Raw genomic sequence first — 21,269 nt, forward strand, 5'->3', positions numbered from 1 at the left:
CCATAACTGCGCAATAGATTTCAGTGCCGATTCTATCTCGCAGTCCAGAGCGATCGAGTTGTTGACACGATCGATTCAAACGTCATGAAGCTTCCCTTTAAGATACCGGTCGTCGCAAACATCAGCCTCAGCTTGGTGGGGTTGCTGGCGAGCGTGTTGACGGTCGTGACGTTTGTGGGAATCATGCCTGACTCGAACGAGCAGGCATTAAAACGACGCAAAGAACTGTGTGAGTCTTCGGCGATCGGGTTTTCCCTGATGGCGGACCGCATAGACCGGCGGACGATGCAGAAGTATCTGGACGCATTTGCCAGTCGCTGCAGCGACCTCGCATCACTGGGGGTCCGCCGGGATGATGGAACCTTAATCGTCGAAGTCGGCGATCATGCGAGGGAGTGGGCCAAGAGTGCTGAGACGGATTCGCAGATTTGGGTACGGCTGTACTCCCAAGGTGAGCCATGGGGAAATCTTGAGGCTGCGTTTGATCCCGTCGCCGACTCTGGATGGCTGACCAGCGATCCCGAAATGGACCAACTCCTGTTTGTTTCCGGAATCTGTTTTGTCATCTACTTCTTTTATTTGCGAATCGTACTCAAACAGCTCAATCCGGCGAATGTGATTCCGGCTCGTGTGCGCGAAGCCTTGGACACGCTTGCCGAAGGCCTGTTGATCATGGATCGCAGCGATTGCATCGTGCTCGCCAATCGCGCTTTTGAAAACGCGACGGGAACTTGTTCGGATCGATTGATCGGGACCTCCATCTCGACGTTCAAGTTTGTCAGTGCGGACGAGGTGCAGGAGAGTGCGAATCCGTGGAAGGACGCATTGAAGAGTGATGCGTCGGTGACAGGTCGATTGCTCGGATACGAAACTGATGGAAATGAAACCCGCATCTTTTCGGTGAGTTCATCGCCTATCAAGGATGACTCAGGAAAGCCGAGAGGGACGCTGACGACTTTTGAGGACGTCACGCATTTGGAAAAGAAGAAGCGTGAACTGACCACGATGGTTGAATGCCTTCAAGAATCCAGTATCGCCATCAAACAGCAGAACTGTGAGTTGGAGCATCTTGCAACACGGGACCCATTGACGGGTTGCTTGAATCGGCGGTCATTCTTTGAGCGGTTCGACAGCGAGTGGAAAACCGCCAATCGATACGAGAACCCGTTGTGCGCGATGATGGTGGATATCGACTTCTTTAAATCGATCAATGACACCTATGGCCACAGCATGGGAGACGAGGTCCTCCGTCAGGTCGCCGCAACCCTGATGGACACGGCACGAGAGTCGGACATCGTATCCCGTTACGGTGGTGAAGAGTTTTCGGTGCTGTTGCCGATGACAACGATCGATGACGCAGCTGTACTGGCAGAACGCATTCGCAGCAAAGTAGAAGCGTTGCGTTTTCCTGGGTTCTCGATCACCACGAGTGTCGGTGTTTCCACACGCACCGAAGCCACGCTTGAACCGCAGGATCTGCTCGATCAAGCAGACAAGTGCCTGTACGCTGCGAAACGTGGTGGCCGAAATCAAGTTGTCCGCTGGGACGAAGTTCCTGAGGACATGGTGGTTGATGAATCCAAGATCAGTCGAGTCAAAGAAGAGCAAACCGATGCATCTTCGGTGCCTTATCATGCCGTCACGGCGCTGATCTCTGCGCTTGCCTATCGGGATCAAAGCACTGCGACACACGGACGCCGGGTTGCCGATTTATGTGTCGCAACCGCAGAGGGACTGCTGTCGCTCAAGGATTGCTACACATTGGAGGTAGCCGCGCTGCTACACGACATCGGGAAAATCGGTGTTCCCGATCACATCCTCCTCAAGCCGGGTCCGTTGACGCAAGATGAGTGGGATGTCATGCGTCGCAATGACACGATCGGAAAAGAGATCATTCGTGCGTCGTTCGGCCTGCCTTCACTGACAGAGATCGTCGAGCATTATCAGCGACATTACGACGGCGGCCCAAGTCAGGACGGATTGGCCGGGAATTCGATCCCGTTGGGAGCAAGGATTTTGGCGATCGCCGACGCGTACGACGCGATGATCAGCGATCAGGTCTTTCGTAAGGGACGTTCCAAACGCGAAGCCGCGATGGAGTTGCGGCGTTGTGCCGGTACTCAGTTTGATCCGGAGTTGGTCGAGCGATTCATCGCAACGATCAGTGACAAAAACCGTATGCGGCAACTGGACTCCGACCAGGTCTCCACCGACACGGCATTGGTCATCGGCCTGCAGATCGAGCGTTTAGCTGAGGCTCTCGATGACCACGATTATGATTCCCTTGATGCGATGTCTACCCGACTGCAAATGACGGCAGAGAAGTATGGCGCCCAGCGGATCAGCAGCAAAGCGAGCGAGCTGAAGAGAGTGTTGGACAGTGACCGAGATCACCAGTCGATCACTCAAATCGCGAGTGAAATGTTGGATCTGTGTCGATTCACGCAGCACTCTTTCGTCGATGCCGTCTCTCGGGAACGGCAGTCAAGCGACGAGAAGCCTCGGCAAGCATCATCACTTCATGATCGCGGCGTGACAAGCAATCCACTTTGAACTGGCTGCAGTGATTTGATTCAGACCGAATTGATCGATCACCGTAAACTCTTTTGCGAAATCGGATGAATCCAGCTCGTAGACGACGAAACCGTCCGACTCATGGGATGGCTTGACGGATTCATCGTGATGCCACTGGTTAGATGGCACGCAAATGAAGATGGGCTTGCCGACTTTGCGGCTTGATTTCTCTTCGGGAGTGATCAGAGAGACCACCAAATCGACCTGGGGACCCTCCACAACTTCATAGGCCGTGTAGTGATCTAGTCCGGCGGGAATTTCGTCAGGCGTTCCGGTGGTCAGCCATTGTGAGGGAATCAATTGATAGGCTGCCGGACCTAATTTGAGCGTTTGGTTTTCGCTGCCTCGCACCCTGTCTAAAATAGTGACTTCTCGAATGCTTGGCACACGGGGCGGATTGTTTTTTTCGATGGAGTACCAGTTGAGATAGGCGTAAGGCGACCTTGCTATTTTGTTCATGCAGCCAACGCTGCGGGAGAAGTGTGTTGGTCCTGTTAGGTTCGATTCTGTTCTTGACGCGTCCAAACTCGTCTTCACATCCACGGAGTGTTCCACTAGACGACCTGGCTTCACTTGCAGGACCTCCATGAACTCCACCGGCGAATGTGCAAACGCTACGCCGGCACCAATGAGTGCCGCGAGGGGTAAGATACGAATGATCGTCTGGAGTGGATGGAGGCGAACGCTGGAGTAAAACATCTCTGGAATCCTAGTGGTCCGTTGCAGCTAAGTTTTAGAGTTGACCCCGTTTCCGATCAAACGAGCCGCCCGAACATTAAGTTGTAACGGACCACAAGAAGATTCGGACTTCATTAACTATGAATTCAGCAGTCAGAAAAAAACGCCGACCACAGCGTGGCCGGCGTCATACGAGATGTGGCATTCAACGAGAACGCCTCCGTGATCACTCCTTGGGCAGGATGACCGTGTCGATGACATGAATGACGCCGTTGGAAGACTTGATATCGGTCTTGACGACTTTGGCTTTGTCCACCATCACGGTGCCGTCCTTGACTTGGATCTTTACCATCGATCCCTGCAGGGTCTTTGCTTCTTCCAACTTGACCACATCCTTTGCCATCACGGAGCCAGAGACCACGTGATACTTCAGGATTGCGACGAGCTTTTCCTTGTTCTCGGGCTTCAGCAAAGTTTCGACGGTGCCTTCGGGCAGCTTTGCGAACGCTTCATTGGTAGGTGCAAACACGGTGAAGGGACCTTCACCCGAAAGCGCTTCTGCAAGACCGGCTGCTTTGACGGCCGCGACGAGAGTTGAGAAATCCTTGTTTGCTGCTGCGTTTTCAACAACGGTCTTGTCACAAGTTCCGCAGTCGGCACTGACCGATTGGGCGGTGACAGTAACGGCAAAAACAGCAACAGCTAGAGTTAACATAGTCTTCATGTTGGACCTTTCCATCAAATGGAGGGTTGGAGAGAAAGAGGTGACGGAATTGCAGGGAAGCGAATCCGTCTGAGTTGTGTTCGGAACTTGGATCGATCGATCGGTGAGGCACTATTGCGGGCAGCGACATGCTGACAAGTGCCAGAGCAAGTGGAACTCAAAGATTTTTTGAGAATTCAGAATCACACCATTTGGGGAAGTCGTAACACAACCGTTAACGACTGTTACTGATCGCTTTGCCGGCTAGAGAGCCGATTCTGTCGTTTGCCCAGACGGTAGGCTGCGAAGGTCCAGACGAGGACGATGGGCAGCGTCCAGAGATTGATCGTTGTTGAGGCGATGTGGGCGATGTTTCGCAGGGAGCCGAAGATTTGCCCTGCCAGCGCATCGCCACCGCGGAGCACGACGGTGTCGATGAAGCTTTTGGATTTGTACTTGTCTTCGCGGCTGACCACTGTAAAGAGGACTTCACGCGCGGGTACGGTGATGCCATAGCCGATGGAGCGTGCGGCGACCATGGCGATCACAAGAACAGTGAGCGAACTGGTTACGGCAAGTCCGGCAAATGACAAGAAGTAGACAAGTGGCAGGATCATCAGTGAAACACTCACACCGAATCGCCGCAACAGGGTTCCAGAGAGAAGCAACTGGAACACCAGCGTGAGCGACTGAGTTGCAAAGTCGATGTAGGCAAAGAGCTGAGTCTTTTCTTGATCGTCGACCACTGCGTGTTTCACGATCTCGGCTTGTTGGAAATAGAGTTGAGTCCCGGCGGCTTGCACGAAGAACAGAAACAAGCATATCGACGCAAGGTAGGAAGATCCCAGCACTCGTGTGATGCCATCGAGCAGTCCACCGGTGGTTGGGATGTGTTGTTCGTCGGCTCGGTCGAGCTCAACATCGCTTTCGTCTGCTGGCGTTTGATTCCTTGCGTTTCGTTCCAGTCTCCATGCGCACCAAAGTCCTAGTTGGAGTGTGGCAATCGGCAGCAATAGCAACGTCGACGTGGAAACTCGCGTCGCGATTTGACTGGTTAGCAGAGAACCGGTGATGGCACCGGTCGTTCCGCCTGCGGCGATCCGACCGAACAGTCGTTTACCTTGTTCACTGGAGAGCAAGTCTGCCATCACGGACCAGAACACGCTGGTGGCAAAAAGGGCGAAGACATTGACCCAGACAAACAGCGTGCGCGCCGTCCAAACACGAACGGTTTCCGATCCAAAGCTGAGGGTCAGGCTGAAAAGCAACAGGCAAACGCAGAAGAAATGAAAGACGATTCGGACGAGCCAGCGTCTGGGCAAGCGATTGACCAGCATGGAGTAGCTCGGGACCGCCAGCAACATGACCGCAAAGGTGACCAGCATCAGACCCTGGAGTTGCTTGATCCCTCCGATCGCGCCCATGGTTTCGCGGATCGGGCGAATGATGGAATAGCTCAGCAGGACAAAGAAGAACCAGGCAGCGGCCCAGCGAACCATTCGCCCCTCAGAAACCAAAGTCATAGGAACAGGACTTTGTGGAGCGTTGGTGAACGATTCCTCCGGCAAGTCCGTGCTCGGCTGGTAGGGGTTGGTTTTGGCCAAAGCGGCGTGCCCAAATGAACGCGGTCCGACTAGGATCGAGCGGTGACGCGGTGGAAATGGAGCTGAACCTCTCGATCGACCACGCGTCGGACGCCTTCGAGTAGACAAGCCGGTTCGTTCTCACGTTCGCCCTGCACGATAATGTCCTCCAACGGCGTGCCCGGGTCAACGGAGAAGGTGCGTTGGTTGATCGTTTGATTGCCGGCGTCGAGTTCGGGGATGATGAAATGGCAAGTGGCCCCATACGTCAGCATGCGGGCGCGGTGGGCGTCGTGATAGGGGCGGAAGCCAGGGAAGCCGGGCAGCAGTCCGTGATGAAGGTTGATGATCCGACCGCCGGCGAACTGCCAGCATGTGCTGGCCGGCAGGACTCGCATGTAGCGGGCCAAGATGACGTAATCGACGTCGTACTCGTCGAGTACACGAACCATCTCGTCGTCGTCGGTTTGTCCGCTGTCATCTCCCACACGATGAAACGGAACGTCGAACTCCTCGGCAAGCTTGGCGAGTTTCTTGCGGTTGGAAATGATCACCGATGCCGTTGCATTCAATTGGCCGTCCCGAATCGCCTCCAGGATGATGCGTGGCGTGTGCTCGACGAAGGTGCAGCAGATTGCCAGTTTGGGGCGTGGGCGGGCGTCGCTGCTCCACACTCGAATGGCCAGTCCCGTGTGATCGCCGATCTGACGCATCGCCTTGTGTAGGAGGTCGAGTTGGTCGTCGGCGATTTGAATGCGACAGAGCATCGCAAAGATTTGTTCTTCGTCGTGGTCATACATTTGAATCTCGGCGATGCGGGCTCCCTGACCGGTCACGAAGTGAATGATCGGATCGGCCAAACCGACGTTGTCCGGCCCCAGAGCGGTGATGACGACTTCCATTGGGTTTCCTGATGAGTGGTGCGTGCTTGCCGAGCGAGAAAATCAGTCCCCTACGCTGGGATAGCTGAAAAACGTACGCTAATCGATCAACCTGAGCGAGCCTGGGCTGGCTAAATTCTGTTCTCGAAAGGACGAGTTATTGCCCGGGCGCCGTTTTTTGCGTGTCGGGAGACGATCCGTGCCCAGCCAGAACTCCAGTAACATGAACCGGTCCAACATTGCCCCGCCGATTCGACGAAGCCGAGCCCAGTACCCCAAGTCGGCCAACCTGTGTGAACATTGCACCGCGAAGTGCTGTCGCTATTTCGCTTTGCCGATCGACGAACCGTGCAGCCGCAAGGATTATGACTACATGCGGTGGTACCTGCTGCACGAGGGAGCATCGATTTTTGTCGAGGGCGACCAGTGGTATTTATTGGTGCACGCCGTCTGTAAGCATCTGCAGGAGGACCATCGATGTGGAATCTATGAAACCCGACCTGAAATCTGTCGCGAATACACGACCGATGAATGTGAATTCGACGACGACTATTGTTACGAACTCTATTTCGAGACCCCCGAGCAAGTCGACGAGTACGCCGACGCGATCTACGGGCCTCAGTTTCCGGACTTGAAGTCCGACGACCGTGATTCCCTCCGCAGCCGCAAACCGAACTCCCTGCCGATCCTCTGAAACACCCGATGACTCTGATCAAACCACGCACGCTGAGCGGTTTTCGTGATTATTTGCCCGCCGCGATGATTCCTCGTGAGCGGCTGATGCAGACCGCCCGAGAGGTTTTTCGCTCTTTCGGATTTGCTCCGATCGACACGCCGACGTTGGAGTATCTGGAGATCCTGACCGGTAAGGGGAGCGACGAGACGGACCGTCAGATCTATCGGTTTGAGGACAATGGTGGTCGCGAGGTCGCCATGCGGTTTGACCTCACGGTGCCCCTGGCTCGCTTTGCCGCCCAACACATCAGCACCCTGGGGACCCCCTTTAAACGCTATCACATCGCCCCGGTGTGGCGTGGAGAACGCCCACAGGCGGGTCGGTACCGCGAGTTCGTCCAGTGTGATTTCGACACCATCGGAACCACCAACGTGATGGCGGACATTGAAACGGTTGCCGTGATCAATCGGTTGCTGGAGACCATCGGGCTGGACCGCTTCACGATTTGTATCAACAACCGTGCGGTGCTCAGCGAATTGCTGCGGCACCTGCAATTGCAAGACAAGTCCGTCGAGTTGCTACGTTGCCTGGACAAGCTGGCCAAAATCGGTCGCGATCAGGTCGCCGCAGAAATGTGCCAAGTGGCAGCGATCAGTGAGGATCAAGCAAACCAAGTGCTGCAGCTCGCCGAGCTGGACGGCCCGGCCAACGAGATCTTTGAACGTTTGCCTGAGATCACGGGCGGCGGTGACGAGGCGCTCGCCGCAATCCAACGATTGCGAGATGTGTATGACGGTGCCCTGGCGTCAGGTGTCCCAAATCGCAGGATCAAGATCGACGTGTCGATCGCCCGCGGCCTGGATTACTACACGGGGATGATTTTTGAGACGACGCTCAACGATCTGCCGTCGATCGGCAGCATCTGCAGCGGCGGACGCTACGATAACTTGGCTGGCCTGTACACCAAGCAGCATTTGCCCGGCATCGGTGCTTCGTTGGGATTGGATCGACTGCTCGCCGCGATGGAACAATTGGAGATGTTGCCCAAGATCACGACGCCCGCCGTGGCCTTCGTCGCTTACTTTGACGAAGCTCACCGGAGCGACTATTTGCGTTTGGCCGCGAATCTACGCTCCGGTGGAATCGCTACGGAAGTCTATCCGGATCCGAAAAAACTTGGTCTGCAATTGAAGTACGCTGACGCACACGGGTTCCGCTTCGCTTTGATTGCGGGAGAAAGCGAATGGCAGGCCGGCAAGGTGCAGGTGAAAACGCTGGCGACCAAGGAGTCCATCGACGTGGACTACTCGCACGAGGATCCAGGTGCGTTGATCGCGATCTTGACGCAGTAAGTTAGCCGGCTGTTGAGTTAGCGGGCTGTGATTGAGTGAGCTACGGAGTTCTTGTGAGCCGATGGTGCTAGGCGCGGATGATTCATGCGGATGATTGATTTTAGCGCTAACAGATTCTTGACAATGAGTTGTGACATCGTTGGGAAATGCAGATTGTTTTTCATAACCCGACGCGTCAGCGAGGGATTTACCGAGTATCCCTCGCTTACGCGTCGGGTTATGAATAATCCGCGTCTAGCGGGCCGTTGATTTAGTGAGCCGCGACGCGTAAGCGGCCGGGCCTACCGCATTGCCCGGTGCCTTACGGCCCACGGCTCACCCTTGCGTTCCCAATTTCGATTAAATCAACAGGCCACTAGCGCCGTCGGCACACAACGTGAAACAGCAACAAAAAAACCCACCGCCGGATTCCGGCGATGGGTTTTTTTTGATCAATCAAAGTGATTTGGAGATCACTCAGATGTTGGTGTCGCCATCGGCAACTGGAACAGGAGGAGCGTCTTCCGTTGCATCGCTTGCGCTGGAGACAGGCTCAGCAGCGGCAGCAGGAGCTGCTTCGGCTGCAGGTGCAGCTTCGGCGGCAGCAGGAGCAGCGGCTTCTGCAGTACCGACGGTTTGAACGCTACCTGGAACCAAGGTTTCGCCTGGAGCCAAGTTGAAGTCACCACCGGCAGGAGCCGATTCGTAAGCCATTGGAGCCGATTCGTAAGCCATTGGAGCTGCGTCGTAGGAAACAGCTTCGCCACCGCAACCGCAACCAGCGACAGGAGCAGCTTCGCAACCGCAGTCAGCAACAGGAGCAGCTTCACAGCCACAGCCAGCAACAGGAGCAGCTTCGCAGCCACAGCTCACTGGCTCAGGAGCACAGCAAGGTTCTGGAGCGGGAGCACAGCAAGGTTCTGGTGCAGGAGCACAGCACGGTTCTGGTTCAGGTGCACAGCACGGTTCTGGAGCGGGGCAACCGCAGCTCTTACGAGCTTTGATCTTCGCAATCAGGCCGGCGAAAAGCTTCGGACGCGAGTGTCCGCCGCAACCACAAGCCGGAGGAGCTGGTTCGCAGCAAGGCTCTGGCTCAGGAGCACAGCATGAAGCATGCTTTGCCTTCAGCTTGGCCAACAGTCCGCCGCCGCATCCGCTTTGGACAACGCCGCCGCAATGCTTGGCTTTCAATTTTGACAACAGGCCGCCACCGCAGTGACCGGCTTGTGCCGTGTTGTTCGATAGGGCAAGTGCCGCACCCACTACGAGTGCGAACGCGGCAATCCCGCTCACCACAGTCCGATTCATCGTTTTCTCCCAAGTGTTTCGGAGTGTTTGATGTGATCCTGTTTTCACACCGTTCAAAAACTATGGACCCGAAAGGGCCCAGCCGCAGCAAATCGTCGATTGATGAACGTCACCAATCCCCCCACGCTCCCCCGTACTGCTTCGCTCGTGAACAGGCTCACCAGCGACTTAACTTTAGCATTCACACAAGATAGGAGGTTTGCGGAGCTTTTGCGGCTCACGTGATTTCGACGATACAGTAACCCTGGGAAATCCGGTGTCAATCGGCCCACCCCCGGAATCCTGGTGGAATTCCTGGGCTTTTTCCGGTCCTTGGGATCGTAAGAGAGTTGTCGGTGGCGAGGCCCGAGAAGGCCGCGAATCACGCCCAATAGCGTTGGGCAACGCGTTTTGGCTTGATAGCGGCTACTTAATCCCCGTCAGCGACATTCAAGTAGCCGGCGTCGGAGGGGATTTCGGTGCCTTGAGAGCAGGTTCAAGGTCAAAACCCGATTCCTGCAGTTTCCGCCCAATTGGGTAACGCAATGTGATGATTCGGCGGGTGCTGATCCGGCGGGTAGCGCCGGAGGATGCGTGCGATGGAGAGCGGAAGATCGCTGGTTCAGAAGTTGGGGAATTGCATTCCTTGAGAGGGTTCGGTGGCGATCGTTGGAGCTGCATTTTCAGCGGCAGCGGGCTGCGTGGAGTCCGCATTTTCCTGGTCGGCTCCGAACAGGGTGTTGGCCAACTGGGTTCCGTTTTCGAAGTCGATTTCCAGCGGTGCCGTGTTGGGGTCGATTTCCAGCGCCATACCGCTGATTCTCCATCCGTCGGCTTCCCGGCTCAGCTTCCACACGACCTGCGTGCTGGTGACTTCGCCGGCGTTGCCCGGTTCACTCCAAATGCTGTGGACCCAAGCCGCGTTTTCTTCGCCAGGAATGGCAACCGAGCGCGTGACGTCAAACCGGGCGTCCGGAGTGCCCAAGGGCTGGATTTCTTGTCCGATTCGAGCCAATTCTTGTTGTGCTTTTTGTGTCAAAAGCTGTCCAGCCCCCGAGTCGGAGCCGCCGCGGCGTACGCGGTCAAGGAACTGGCTGACGACGTCGCCCGGCGAGGCGGTGGCGGGATTGGTTGACGTGGTTTGGGCGACGTTGCCTCGCTCGGTGGCAGCATCACCACTATTTTGAGCGACATCGCTGGAACCGCAACCGACCGAGAACAAGGCCAAGATCGCGAAACTGGTGACGAAAGAGAATGGTGCAAAACGTGACATGGCGTTCCACTTGCGGACGGTGAGCGAAGAACAAACGGCACTCGGAGTGCAGTGCGGGAAATAGTTCATCGCGGACCGCGCCGTCAAGAGCGATCGATTCACCTATCGCTTTCGACGCGTTTGATTCACAATCTGAGCCTGAGCGGAAAACTCTCTGGTCGCCCCTCTCTCAAGAAACTCAATGGTTGCAAGCAATTCCACTGGATCATCGTGTGAAATCGAAGTCGACGGAGTTCGTGTCGATTTGCGAAACCGCCTCCTCGCGGCCTTTTTGGCCTGGTTGGTTCCCGGTGCCGGGCATATGTATCAACGGCGTTATACAAAGGGCACGCTCTTTTTGGTCTGTATTCTGCTGATCTGGATTCTCGGATTCGCGTTTGGCGGAGGCCACGTCGTATACGCGTCCTGGGAACCGGGCGACAAGAGATGGCATTTTTTCCTGCAGGCCGGTGTGGGCACGGTGGCATTGCCGGCGTTGATCCAGGGCAACCACATGCGAAAGAACACGGTCAACGGCCGAACCGTTCCGGGGTACGAGCCGCTGTGGGGCGGTTTTATGGCTCCTCCTCAGCGACCGGTGATCGAAGGCAACCCGGACGAAGTGGCGGCTTGGTACGCCGTATATGGTGCTGGCTACGAAATGGGGACTCTGTACACCGTGATCGCCGGACTACTGAATATTCTGGTGATCTACGATGCGTTCGCTGGTCCACTGGCCGTACCGATCAGTGGTCGAAAGAAAGAGGGGGGCGATTCTCCTGGCGAGCCATCAGGTGGTGATGAGTCCGTCGCGTCGTCGGACTCTTTTGGTGTCACGGCGAACTCGGATGCCAGAACCACCACGCGGGGGTCTACCGACGTTGGGCTGGCTCAATAAGTTGGCTTAATCAAGGCTGGCTCAATCATACGGATCGCTGCCGGGCAACGAGGCAGCGACCAACACTGACTGCGGAATTCCGCTGACGCTAATTCTCACGATCGATCGAACATGCTTTCCATCTCGCCGACTTACCTGCTGTATTACGTTCCGCTGATCATCGCGATTTCACTGGTATTCGGTGCGACGCGGCACGAGGACATGGGGTTGATCACCAAACATTCGCTGTACACAGCGCGTTGGATCACCGTGTTCATGGGGATCATTGTCGGTGTCCTACTCGTTCTCAGTTGGTTGACGTAGTTTCATGCGAGTTTTGACATTGGGCGCCGGAACGGTAGGCCACTGGATCGCCGACATGTTGTGCCAGCGACGGCACGATGTCACGGTCATCGACATTGACCCCGAGAGGGTCAAGCAGGTCAATCGAGAATTGGACGTTCGAGCGATCGTCGGCAACGCCGCCCAGAGCACGATGCTGTTCCAAGCTGACGTCTGCAGTGCCGATATTTGCTTGGCGGTGACGGGGGTGGATGAAGTCAACGTGGTTGCCGCCAGCATGGCGAAAGCTCTCGGTGCACGACGCAGCATCGCCAGGGTCTATGCACCAGCGTTCCGAGATGCCAACACGTTCGACTACCAAACGCATTTCGGAATCGACAGCCTATTGAGTTTGGAGCAGCTCAGCGCGTTCGAGCTGGCACGTGCGATCCGGAATCCGGACTCGATTCCGCTGGAACACTTCGCCCGGGGGCAATTGGAAGTCTACGAGTTGACGGTCGGTAAAGGTTCCGACGTGGTCGACCAAAAACTAAGCGAACTGAAGTTTCCCCGCGGGATTCGGATCGGTTCGATCGCTCGTGAAGGCCGCATGTGGCTGGCAAGCGGTGCCGATGAGTTGCACGCGGGAGACCGAGTCAGCTTGATCGGGGCTCCGTCGGATGTGAACAAGGCTCGTGGATTGTTCGGGGTTGATGTTCGGAAGTCCAAACGTCAGTCGGTCATGATCGCCGGCGGAGGAGAGACCGGTTACCACGTCGCCAACACATTGGGATCAACCGACTATCGTCTGACGATCCTGGAGCAGGACTCGGATCGATGCGGTCAATTGGCAAAGCTGTTGCCCGATGCCAACATCGTCAATGCCAATGCGAACCGACGCAGCGTACTCGAAGATGAAGGCGGCGGTGCGGTCGACTATTTCGTGGCCTGCACCGGCGTGGACGAAAGTAACATCATGGCGGGCGTGGAAGCCCGTGAGTTGGGTGCCCGCCGCGTGATGGCAGTGGTCGGTCGCCCCGACTATGCCAACGTGGTCGGAAAACTTGGAATCGATCGCGTCGTCAGTGAACGCGATGTCGGTGCTCGTCAAGTCTTGGGATTGCTCAATGAAGGTGCCGTGATCAGCAAACGTCGATTGCCCAACGGAGCGATTGCTGTTTGTGAATTGGAAGTGGTCGAGGGCACAAAAGTGACGAAGGCGACTTTGGCGGAGCTGCCACTCTCGGGACGATGTCTCATCGCGGCAATCCAACGCGACAGCTTCATCCGTGTCCCCACAGCCAACGACCAGCTACGTCCAGGTGACACGGTCGTTGCGCTGATCGATTTGGAGCACCTGGATGACTGTCTCGCTCTGTTTAACGCTTGAATGACGATCCAAATTTGGGCCGATGTCGGCGGTACGTTCACCGATTGCCTGCTCTGCAGGGATGATCATCCGTCCGGCAGCGGTGAGCGGTCAATTACCTCGCTCAAAGTGCTCAGCAGTTCAATGGTCCGCGGTGTGATCACGGCCGTCAACCGATCCGACGGCCGTCCAACCGCGATTCGCATTCCACTGAAATCGCTCGGACTGGGCGAGCTGTCCATTCGTGACGTCGCGGATCGCGGAGCCTCGCCACCCACCTCGCTGCCCCGCGATTTCTTTCACGGCGCTTCGTTGTATCGAATCGAATCCAGCGGTGCGCGCACTCTACTGGGAACCGTTCGCGATTGGGATCCGGCGTCGGGCGAAATCACACTGCTCTCGACGACGACGGGACCGCGAGCAGTGCCGCTTGCGATTGGTGATGCGGTGGAGTTGGACTGCGGCATTGAGTCTCCCGTGTTGGCAACGCGATTGATGCTCGGCGTTGCGTTGAATCGAGAGCTACCGGAGCTGACGGTACGCTTGGGGACGACGCGGGGTACCAATGCGTTGTTGACGCGCGCGGGTGCGAATACAGCGTTGTTGGTCACGGCCGGTTTTGGTGACCTGTTGGAGATCGGTGAACAGGATCGCGAGCAGCTGTTTGACTTCACCATTGAAAAACGTGCCCAGCTGGCCAAGCGAGTGATCGAGATCAATCATCGCATGGACGCGGCGGGTCGAGAACGGAGGCCTTTGGACGAAGTCGACTTGATCAGGCATCTGCGAGATGCCAAGGCCGATGGAATCGAGTCCCTGGCGATTTGCTTGATGCACAGCTACTTGGACGACACCATTGAACGCCGTGTCGAATCGTTGGCCCGTGAGGTGGGCTTCAATGAGATCAGTCGCAGCAGTGAAGTTGCCCCATTGATCAAGATCGTTTCGCGAGCAGAAACGACAGCGCTCGACGCCTACTTGAACCCGATTCTCAGCCTCTACGTGAAAAAGCTGACTGCTCAATTTGGCGGTGACCGCTGCCATCTGAGATTGATGACCAGTTCGGGAAACCTTGTCTCGCCACAATCGTTTCGCGGACGAGACAGCATCTTGTCCGGTCCCGCAGGCGGTGTGGTCGCATTGGCACATTTGGCGGCATCCGCCGATGCCGATCACGCGATCGGTTTGGACATGGGTGGCACCAGCACCGATGTCAGTCGCTACGACGGACAGGTCGGTCGGCGATACGAATCCCGAGTCGCCGGCATTCGTGTGATGACCCCGATGATGGACATTCACACGGTGGCTGCAGGGGGCGGTTCGATCTGTGACTGCGTCGACGGACGACTTTGCGTCGGCCCCGACAGCGCGGGCGCTGACCCCGGCCCGGCGTCCTACGGTCGCGGAGGACCTCTCGCGGTGACCGATGTGAATCTGTTGTTGGGTCGATTGCTGCCTTCACGTTTTCCGTTTCCACTCAGCCGCGATGCGGCGCAGCAGCGGTTGGAAAACGTACGTCAGCGATTGCCCCAGCCGATGAGCGATGAAGCACTTGCTGAGGGATTCCTGGACATCGCTGTGACGCACATGGCGGAGGCTGCGCAGAGCATCACGACCGCGCGAGGTGTGGATGTGCGTCAAGCAACGCTCGTGGGTTTCGGCGGAGCGGCCGCCCAACATCTGTGTCGCATCGCCAACGCGTTGCACATCACTCGTATTCTGGATCATCCCCAGTCCTCCGTTCTGAGCGCGGTCGGCATGGGGCTTGCATCCATCGGGCGAGTGGTCACGCGTGGTGTCTACCGATCACTCACAGAGATTGACGGCGATGAGATCGGCGAAATCTGTAAGGAACTTCGCGACGAAGTTGCCGCCCAATTGGCGACGGAGAAACTTGGCGGTGTTACAATCGAATTTCGTTGGGAATGCGACTGTCGATACGTCGGTACGGATGCCCCGTTGTCATTGCCACTGACCAAAGTGAACGACGGCGGCTGTCATCCCGAGGAGCTCGTCTCTCGATTTCATCAGCAACATGAAGGCGTCTTTGGCTACCGACGCCAGCGTCATGGCGTGCAGCTTGTCGCCATTCGATGTGAAGCCACAGCGGGAAACGATGCGGCTAAGCGGTCCAGTACACCGATACAAGCGACGTCAGGTCAAGCGAACTCTGATGAAGTCACGCAGGTTTGGCATCGTGGACAGTGGAAATCCTTCACCGTGTTGGATCGGGACGCACTGCATCCCGGCATGGAGCTTGCCCCTGCGTCGATGGTTGTCAGCGATCAATCGACTTTGATCATTGAACCCGATTGGTCCGGAAAGGTCTTGGCCGATGGATTGATCGAACTGACTCCGACCGTGGTGCACGGTACGGAGTTCCAGTCGGCCGGCCTGCATTCCGGTAAATCGCCCGCGGATGACCCTGTATTGCTGGAGGTCGTGGCAAGGCGATTGCAAGGCATTGCCGATTCGATGGGCGAAGTTTTGAGACGAACAGCGATGAGCGTCAACGTCAAGGAACGTTTGGACTTTAGCTGTGCGGTTTTTCGAGGAGACGGGGCGTTGGTCGCCAATGCCGCGCATGTCCCGGTTCATTTGGGCGCAATGGGGCACACGGTGCGTCGTATCCTTCGTGTGTTTCCGAGGATGTCGCCTGGTGATTGCTTTCTCTCGAATGATCCGTTTGCCGGTGGATCGCATTTGCCAGATGTGACCTTGGTCACGCCCGTGTTTTGTTCGCGGGAACCAGCGTTGGAGACTGCACCTGATTTCTTTGTCGCGTCACGGGCACATCATGCCGAGATCGGCGGCATCACCCCCGGATCGATGCCGCCCAGTGCGACATGCTTGGCGATGGAGGGTATTCTGATCCAAGACTTTGCGTTGGTTCGATCAGGGCAGTCTTATCAAGACGAGTTGCGAACGCTGTTGAGCAGTGGTCCGTACCCGTCACGAAACCCTGAGGAAAACTTGGCGGACATTTCCGCTCAACAAGCTGCCGGACGTTCCGGCTACGACGCATTGGTGCGATTGGCCGAGGAGTATTCGCCGGACACGATCACTTCGCTGATGTCCCAGTTGATTCATGTCGCCGGTGATTCCGTGGGACGGTTGATTGCCCAGTTTCCATGTCGGCCATTGTGTTTCCAAGATCAACTCGACGACGGCACCGTGGTCGCAGTTCGCTTGCAACGTGACAACGCCAAGCTGACGATCGATTTCGATGGAACCTCCGGTGTCCATCCCGGGTGCTTGAACGCGACGCCGTCGATCGTCACCGCTGCGGTGCTGTATGTCATGCGCTGCCTCTGCGATTCCAACTTGCCGCTCTGTGATGGCGTGCTGCGTGATATCGATTTGCGTATTCCCGTCGGACTGCTCAACCCGCCATCAAATCCCGATCCCAATCAATGCGCGGCCGTTGTGGCGGGCAATGTGGAAACCAGCCAACGTGTCGTCGATGTGTTGCTCGGCGCGATCGGACAGATTTCAAATCACTGGGCGGTCGCTGCCTCGCAAGGCACGATGAACAACCTGCTGTTGGGCGACCAAAGCTTTGGCTACTACGAAACGATTGGTGGGGGCAGCGGTGCGACGGAGTCGGGAAACGGCGCCAGCGGTGTCCACACGCACATGACGAATACCCGAATCACAGATCCGGAAATCTTGGAATCGCGTTTACCCGTTCGCTTGTTGCAGTTCCGCCTACGTCGCAACAGTGGTGGAGAGGGCGTTCATCGGGGTGGCGATGGGTTGATTCGAGAGATCGAATTCCTGAAACCCCTGTCGCTGACCATGATCACCAATCGACGCAAGTTGGCACCCTACGGAGCCGCAGGTGGCGGGGCAGGACAAGCGGGCTGCAATGTGCTGATTCAAAACGCTCATTCGACGGTCATGCCGCCTGCGTTCACCGTTTCAGTCAACCCCGGCGATCGACTGCGAGTCGAGACCCCCGGCGGTGGCGGTTGGGGCCGAGCCGACCAAGAATAACGCAAACACTTCGCCGCATGGTAAACTCCGTAATGGGATTCGCCAGAATTCCTTCTGGGACGGATTTCTGGCGAAATCCACTACGTCAATCAGCGTGTTTCGACCTGCCTATTATCCCACCTGATCAAAAAGACTGCATCCGCATGTTCTCTCGGCTCTACCTGCCCTGTGTCGTTGCCATCCTATGTGCTGTCACCTCCATCCCGGTGAGCGGAGAGGAGTCCAGCGACTCCGCTGTGGATTTCAGCCGCGACATTCGACCGATCTTGTCCGATCATTGCTTTGCCTGTCACGGACCGGATGAACACGAACGTCAAGCCGATCTGCGATTGGACACGGCTGACGGCATTCAGTCGGTGGTGTCGATGGGCAATGCAGTGGACAGCGAACTCATCGAGCGTTTGCTGACGGATGACCCGGACGTCATCATGCCGCCGCCAAAATTCAACAAACCGATCTCCGACGCGCAAAGAAAGCTGCTGGAGGAGTGGGTTCAGTCTGGCGCGACGTTTCAGCAACATTGGTCCTTCGTCAAGCCTGAAAAAGCGCAGTTGCCAGACGAAGCCGTCGCCCCGATCGACTACTTCATCAACCGGTCGATCCGCCGCATGGGACTGACCGCGAATCCGACGGCTGACCGCAACACCTTGATCCGCCGCGCTTGCTTGGACCTGACGGGATTGCCGCCCACGCAGGAACAATTGGCGGAGTTTCTTGCGGACGAGTCTCCGGACGCTTACGAGAAATTGATCGACCGACTGCTCGCCTCCCCCGCCTTTGGCCAGCACATGGGACGCTATTGGTTGGACTTGGTCCGATACGCGGACACACACGGATTGCATTTGGATAACTATCGTGAGATGTGGCCCTATCGAGATTGGGTGATCGACGCGATCAACGACAACATGCCGTTTGATGAATTCATCACCACGCAGTTGGCTGGCGATCTGTTGCCCGACGCCACGCTGGCGCAAAAAATCGCCAGCGGTTACAACCGATTGAACGTGACGACCAGCGAAGGCGGATCGATTTACGAGGAAGTCTTTGCAAGAAACGTGATCGATCGCACCGACGCGTTCGGCACGGTATTCCTAGGACTGACCACCGGTTGCAGTGTCTGCCATGATCACAAGTTTGATCCGATCGCGCAGCGAGACTACTACTCCCTGTTTGCGTTCTTCAACAGCCTGGACGGGCAAGCGTTGGACAAGAACATCAAGGACCCACCGCCGGTCATCCAAGTCCCCAGCGACCAGCAGCTACAACTGCGCGACGAGTATCAAACGCAACTGCAGCAGATTCGCGATGAAATGAAGGGGCCGATCGCCTCGGTCGACGATGCTCAGCGGCGTTGGGAAGAGTCACTCGGCAAATCCGCTGGTGTGGCATCCCGTCCGTTAAAACCTGACACGGTGACTTCCTCAGCCGACATCGAGATGGAGATCTTGGACGACGGATCCTTTCGTGTGAAACAGGACGCAGCGGACAGGGATACGACCACGATCGTCGCATCCATCCCGTCAGGTGCTTGGAGTTGGCTGCGTTTGGACGCCTTGGTGGATGCCCCCGACCAACGTGTCGGCTTGAGTACCAACGGAAACGTGGTCCTTTCCGAAATCACCATCGAAGCTCGTCCAAGCGCGGACGCAGCTTGGCAGCCGCTCAAAATCGAAAAGGCAATCGCCAACATCGAGCAATCCGATGGGCCTTTTGCGGTCACACACGCCATTGACGGAAATCGCGACGAGAAAACCGGATGGGCGGCCGCGGGCCATCAATCCACCGGACCTCGCGACGCGTCGTTCTTTGTGCCCGCGCTCTCTGATGATCCGAAACTGCAGACGGGCGACGCGCAAATCCGCGTGGCTCTCGAGTATCAATCGGTCCACGCCAAGCATCAGTTTCGGCATGTGCTGCTCTCGCTGAGCGACTCCGAACCAGCCATTCCAGATTCGCAACGCATCACCTTTGGGCCGGTGCACAGCGTCGGCCCCTTTCCAGTTGAGGCACCCGAGCCGGCGTACAGTCGCCAGTTCGCCTCACAGGAAAAGGAGTTCAAGGCCGACGAAGTTTTCAGCTACCGCGATCGCGACTACCGCTGGCAGCTTCGTGGGGACCTCGCTCCGGTGAAAATCAACGAGTTGCCAAAGCTCGCCGAGGAAGCTTCCGTGATGATCGTTCACCAGACCATCGATTCTCCGGAGAAACAGAATGTCAAACTGCTTTTCGGTAGCGATGACGGTCATGTTCTGTATCTCAATGGAAAACAGGTCGCAGTGCGTCGAGGGGCGCATAAGATGCAACCGCTGCAACAAGAATACGAATTGGAACTCAATAAAGGTTCCAATCGTTTGTACCTCAAGTTCGTTCAACATGACGGCGAAGCGCGATACTCCTACGCGATTCGTTCCCCCAAAGCCGCGGTGCCGGAGAGTTTGAAGCAATTGGCCGCTCAACCGCCGGCGGAACGAACCGACGTGCAAAACGCGGCTTTGCGTCGCTACTATCGCGAGGCCCTCTGTGCGGAGCCGGACTGGCTGGCCTTGCGTGATCATGAATCCGGTTTGATCAAAGCTCAGGAGAAACTGGAGTCCGAGATCCCGACGACTCTGGTTTGGAAAGAAACGGCGCAACCGCGAGAAGCCAAAATTCTGCTTCGTGGCCAGTACGACCAACCCGGTGACGTTGTGCCACGAGCAACTCCGACGTTCTTGCCACCGATGCCTACAGATGCGCCGACAGATCGACTGGGATTGGCTCGTTGGTTGTGCAGCCCCGAGCATCCGCTGACCGCCCGTGTCGCGGTCAATCGATTCTGGCAAAACATCTTTGGAACCGCACTGGTCAAGACCAGTGAAGATTTCGGCAGCCAAGGTGAAGTCCCCAGTCACCCCGGGCTGCTGGACTTCTTGGCCGTTGACTTTCAAGAGAACGGTTGGGACGTCAAGCGTTTGATCAAATCGATTGTGATGTCCGAGACCTATCGGCGAACGTCGACGGTCAACGAACACGACCTCCGTATCGATCCACGCAACCGCTACTTGGCTCGCGCGGCACGCCGACGTTTGGACGCCGAAGTCCTACGTGATCAGGCGCTGGCGGTCGCTGGCATGCTGAACCTCAAACATGGCGGCCCCAGCGTCAAGCCTCCCCAGCCGAGTGGACTTTGGTATGCGGTCGGCTACACACGCAGCAACACCGCGAATTTCATCGCCGATACCGATCCCGACAAGACGCAACGACGCAGTGTTTACATCTTTTGGAAACGCACCAGCGCGCCGCCGCAGATGTCAACTTTTGACGCGCCGAGCCGTGAGTCGTGCACCGCACGTCGTGAACGAACCAACACGCCCCTGCAAGCGTTGTTGTTGATGAACGAAACACAGTACCTGCAAGCCGCCAAGCACTTGGCCACTCGAACGCTGAACAGCAAGGTGCCGCAGGATGCGTCCAACACTGTGGATTCCAACACTGTGGACACAGCCTCAGTGGACACAGCCTCAGTGGACACAGCCTCAGTGGACACAGACGACGCGCGTTTGCGTTGGATGTTCCAAACCGTCACGATCCGGTCGCCATCGGACGCTGAACGGCACGAGTTGCGATCTCTGTTGGATGAGTTATTGGAACACTACCGCGATGATCCGGGGTCGGCGAAATCCTTGTTGGCGGTGGACGACAGCGAGGTCAGTGGCGACCCGGCGACGCACGCAGCATGGATGATCGTTGCCAGCACGCTGCTAAACATGGATGAGGTCGTTTCGACGCCGTAGCGACCGT

General features: G+C 56.8%; 15 protein-coding genes. 9 read left to right on the forward strand and 6 right to left on the reverse strand.

Features of this window, described 5'->3' with window-relative positions; genetic code table 11:
* Window positions 1-84: 84 nt before the first annotated feature.
* Complete coding sequence (locus Pla52nx_RS03120) at window positions 85-2,553, forward strand: sensor domain-containing diguanylate cyclase/phosphohydrolase (protein ID WP_146518236.1); 2,469 nt, start codon at window positions 85-87, stop codon at window positions 2,551-2,553.
* On the opposite strand, the gene Pla52nx_RS03125 is transcribed toward Pla52nx_RS03120, so the two are convergent.
* The 4 genes from Pla52nx_RS03125 to Pla52nx_RS03140 form a co-directional block, all read right to left on the reverse strand.
* The gene (locus Pla52nx_RS03125; RefSeq protein ID WP_146518237.1) at window positions 2,515-3,273 is read right to left on the reverse strand and encodes a DUF7450 family protein; all 759 of its coding nucleotides are present in this window, start codon (window positions 3,271-3,273) and stop codon (window positions 2,515-2,517) included. The two genes, Pla52nx_RS03120 and Pla52nx_RS03125, sit on opposite strands and share 39 nt — an antisense overlap.
* A 205-nt stretch (window positions 3,274-3,478) precedes the next feature.
* Window positions 3,479-3,976 (reverse strand): fasciclin domain-containing protein, encoded by a 498-nt coding sequence (locus Pla52nx_RS03130; protein WP_146518238.1) that lies wholly within the window; start codon window positions 3,974-3,976, stop codon window positions 3,479-3,481.
* 224 nt (window positions 3,977-4,200) lie between these two features.
* Window positions 4,201-5,478: an NTP/NDP exchange transporter gene (locus Pla52nx_RS03135; protein WP_146518239.1), complete on the reverse strand. Its 1,278-nt coding sequence runs from the start codon at window positions 5,476-5,478 to the stop codon at window positions 4,201-4,203.
* Between the two features lie 110 nt (window positions 5,479-5,588).
* Window positions 5,589-6,440, reverse strand: a complete 852-nt coding sequence (locus Pla52nx_RS03140; protein WP_146518240.1) for a formyltetrahydrofolate deformylase — start codon at window positions 6,438-6,440, stop codon at window positions 5,589-5,591.
* Between the two features lie 202 nt (window positions 6,441-6,642).
* On the opposite strand from Pla52nx_RS03140, the gene Pla52nx_RS03145 reads away from it, so the two are divergent.
* Window positions 6,643-7,113 carry a YkgJ family cysteine cluster protein gene (locus Pla52nx_RS03145; RefSeq protein WP_146518241.1) on the forward strand — a complete coding sequence of 157 codons (471 nt, stop codon included), beginning with the start codon at window positions 6,643-6,645 and terminating at the stop codon, window positions 7,111-7,113.
* A gap of 14 nt (window positions 7,114-7,127) precedes the next feature.
* On the forward strand, window positions 7,128-8,447 hold the full coding sequence (gene hisS, locus Pla52nx_RS03150; RefSeq protein WP_146518666.1) for a histidine--tRNA ligase: 1,320 nt from the start codon (window positions 7,128-7,130) through the stop codon (window positions 8,445-8,447).
* 456 nt (window positions 8,448-8,903) lie between these two features.
* Here the strand turns inward: hisS and Pla52nx_RS03155 are convergent, their stop codons facing one another.
* Window positions 8,904-9,140 carry a hypothetical protein gene (locus Pla52nx_RS03155; RefSeq protein WP_231741675.1) on the reverse strand — a complete coding sequence of 79 codons (237 nt, stop codon included), beginning with the start codon at window positions 9,138-9,140 and terminating at the stop codon, window positions 8,904-8,906.
* Here Pla52nx_RS03155 and Pla52nx_RS03160 point away from each other — a divergent pair.
* Window positions 9,140-9,430 (forward strand): hypothetical protein, encoded by a 291-nt coding sequence (locus tag Pla52nx_RS03160; RefSeq protein WP_231741676.1) that lies wholly within the window; start codon window positions 9,140-9,142, stop codon window positions 9,428-9,430. The genes Pla52nx_RS03155 and Pla52nx_RS03160 overlap by 1 nt on opposite strands.
* A gap of 905 nt (window positions 9,431-10,335) precedes the next feature.
* On the opposite strand, the gene Pla52nx_RS03165 is transcribed toward Pla52nx_RS03160, so the two are convergent.
* A complete protein-coding gene (locus Pla52nx_RS03165; RefSeq protein ID WP_146518243.1) occupies window positions 10,336-10,986 on the reverse strand; it encodes a hypothetical protein in 651 nt (216 codons plus the stop codon).
* 181 nt (window positions 10,987-11,167) lie between these two features.
* Between Pla52nx_RS03165 and Pla52nx_RS03170 the strand changes: the two genes are divergently transcribed.
* The 5 genes from Pla52nx_RS03170 (at window position 11,168) to Pla52nx_RS03190 (ending at window position 21,262) form a co-directional block, all read left to right on the forward strand.
* Window positions 11,168-11,863: a DUF6677 family protein gene (locus Pla52nx_RS03170; RefSeq protein WP_231741677.1), complete on the forward strand. Its 696-nt coding sequence runs from the start codon at window positions 11,168-11,170 to the stop codon at window positions 11,861-11,863.
* Window positions 11,864-11,974: 111 nt separating this feature from the next.
* The gene (locus Pla52nx_RS03175) at window positions 11,975-12,166 is read left to right on the forward strand and encodes a hypothetical protein (protein ID WP_146518244.1); all 192 of its coding nucleotides are present in this window, start codon (window positions 11,975-11,977) and stop codon (window positions 12,164-12,166) included.
* A 4-nt stretch (window positions 12,167-12,170) separates the two neighbouring features.
* Window positions 12,171-13,514 (forward strand): Trk system potassium transporter TrkA, encoded by a 1,344-nt coding sequence (gene trkA, locus Pla52nx_RS03180; protein ID WP_146518245.1) that lies wholly within the window; start codon window positions 12,171-12,173, stop codon window positions 13,512-13,514.
* The gene (locus tag Pla52nx_RS03185; RefSeq protein WP_146518246.1) at window positions 13,515-17,489 is read left to right on the forward strand and encodes a hydantoinase B/oxoprolinase family protein; all 3,975 of its coding nucleotides are present in this window, start codon (window positions 13,515-13,517) and stop codon (window positions 17,487-17,489) included.
* Between the two features lie 143 nt (window positions 17,490-17,632).
* The gene (locus Pla52nx_RS03190) at window positions 17,633-21,262 is read left to right on the forward strand and encodes a PSD1 and planctomycete cytochrome C domain-containing protein (RefSeq protein ID WP_197454254.1); all 3,630 of its coding nucleotides are present in this window, start codon (window positions 17,633-17,635) and stop codon (window positions 21,260-21,262) included.
* Window positions 21,263-21,269: the final 7 nt, after the last annotated feature.

Source organism: Stieleria varia (assembly GCF_038443385.1).
Classification (GTDB): domain Bacteria; phylum Planctomycetota; class Planctomycetia; order Pirellulales; family Pirellulaceae; genus Stieleria; species Stieleria varia.

Coding starts and splice junctions, on each gene's coding strand:
- Pla52nx_RS03120 (WP_146518236.1), top strand. CDS start 85: ATGAAGCTTCCCTTTAAGATACCGGTCGTCGCAAACATCAGCCTCAGC.
- Pla52nx_RS03125 (WP_146518237.1), bottom strand. CDS start 3,273: ATGTTTTACTCCAGCGTTCGCCTCCATCCACTCCAGACGATCATTCGT.
- Pla52nx_RS03130 (WP_146518238.1), bottom strand. CDS start 3,976: ATGAAGACTATGTTAACTCTAGCTGTTGCTGTTTTTGCCGTTACTGTC.
- Pla52nx_RS03135 (WP_146518239.1), bottom strand. CDS start 5,478: ATGACTTTGGTTTCTGAGGGGCGAATGGTTCGCTGGGCCGCTGCCTGG.
- Pla52nx_RS03140 (WP_146518240.1), bottom strand. CDS start 6,440: ATGGAAGTCGTCATCACCGCTCTGGGGCCGGACAACGTCGGTTTGGCC.
- Pla52nx_RS03145 (WP_146518241.1), top strand. CDS start 6,643: ATGAACCGGTCCAACATTGCCCCGCCGATTCGACGAAGCCGAGCCCAG.
- Pla52nx_RS03155 (WP_231741675.1), bottom strand. CDS start 9,140: ATGGCTTACGAATCGGCTCCTGCCGGTGGTGACTTCAACTTGGCTCCA.
- Pla52nx_RS03165 (WP_146518243.1), bottom strand. CDS start 10,986: ATGTCACGTTTTGCACCATTCTCTTTCGTCACCAGTTTCGCGATCTTG.
- Pla52nx_RS03170 (WP_231741677.1), top strand. CDS start 11,168: ATGGTTGCAAGCAATTCCACTGGATCATCGTGTGAAATCGAAGTCGAC.
- Pla52nx_RS03175 (WP_146518244.1), top strand. CDS start 11,975: ATGCTTTCCATCTCGCCGACTTACCTGCTGTATTACGTTCCGCTGATC.
- trkA (WP_146518245.1), top strand. CDS start 12,171: ATGCGAGTTTTGACATTGGGCGCCGGAACGGTAGGCCACTGGATCGCC.
- Pla52nx_RS03185 (WP_146518246.1), top strand. CDS start 13,515: ATGACGATCCAAATTTGGGCCGATGTCGGCGGTACGTTCACCGATTGC.
- Pla52nx_RS03190 (WP_197454254.1), top strand. CDS start 17,633: ATGTTCTCTCGGCTCTACCTGCCCTGTGTCGTTGCCATCCTATGTGCT.